This window comes from Bacteroides sp. 1_1_14 (assembly GCF_000162515.1).
GTDB classification, from domain to species: Bacteria; Bacteroidota; Bacteroidia; order Bacteroidales; family Bacteroidaceae; genus Bacteroides; species Bacteroides thetaiotaomicron.
On record NZ_GG774747.1, the window covers coordinates 1 to 919 of the forward strand.

A 919-nucleotide genomic window follows, 5' to 3' on the forward strand; every position below is an offset into this window, starting at 1 on the left:
ATGTGAGTGGCAGTTTCATGGAAAGCTATGGTTCTTTGATGATTGCAAACCCGAAACACGCCGCAGGGTTCAGATTGTGTTGGTCAGCGTTCTGATTATACTTATATTGGTTGGTTTCTTTGTATGGAGATAACGGTATGGAAAAGGACAATCGCAAATACCGGATCTGCTTCATCGACTATATGTGGTATGTAGCCGAGATATGGCACGAAAGGGAGCGTACCAATCTCAACGGACGTATGCTACTGTTTTGGTGCTGGCTCTTCGTCCTACTCATACCGCTTGGTTTTCCACCGATATTGCGCCTTTTCGGCTGGATGATTGGTTTGGCCATAGTGATTCCTCTCTGCTTTCTTCCCGATTTATTCTGCAAGCTACGCTATACAGCCGGACGGCGTGAAGCGCTCCGTGAACATTACGGGAAGATGAAACATCCCGGCAGGAAGCTCGCCAAAATAGTTCTTATCGCTATCGCCCTGATCGTGGCAAATGTAGCGCTGATGTTCCACCTCGGATTTATACATTGGGCATGATGAAACGGCAGGAGAATAAGCAACGGTTTTATCTCTGGGATTACCTCTGGTGGGTCGGAGAGCGGTTGCACGAATACCACCTTCGCATCACAGGAGAGAGTATGCTGTTTATGTATTTCAATTTTTTGTTGTATGTTCCGGTCATGTCGTTGCTTGCGTTTGCGAGGGTTTACCATACGTTTCAGCAATGTATGTGGGGTGTCTATTTAGTCCTTGCACTGGTGTATGTGATATGGGGTGAAAAGCTTTACGGAGTCCGCAGGCGCAAAGCCGTCATGAGCCACTATGCTGATAGAAGATTCAAGCCTGCAACAGGTTTTCTCCTTTTCTTCCTGCCAGTAATGTTTTTTGTGGCTATGATTATCACAATCGTTTCATTGATGAAA

3 protein-coding genes are annotated in these 919 nt (G+C 46.1%); all 3 read left to right on the forward strand.

Annotated elements, in window-relative coordinates; all coding sequences use genetic code 11:
• The coding region (locus HMPREF9007_RS26950; protein WP_277754739.1) for an Imm17 family immunity protein at positions 1-133 on the forward strand (133 nt) is incomplete at its 5' end.
• A 4-nt stretch (positions 134-137) separates the two neighbouring features.
• Positions 138-533, forward strand: a complete 396-nt coding sequence (locus HMPREF9007_RS00085) for a hypothetical protein (RefSeq protein ID WP_004295258.1) — start codon at positions 138-140, stop codon at positions 531-533.
• Positions 530-919: hypothetical protein (locus HMPREF9007_RS00080; protein WP_008763921.1), on the forward strand; the 390-nt coding region annotated here is incomplete at its 3' end. The genes HMPREF9007_RS00085 and HMPREF9007_RS00080, both read left to right, overlap by 4 nt.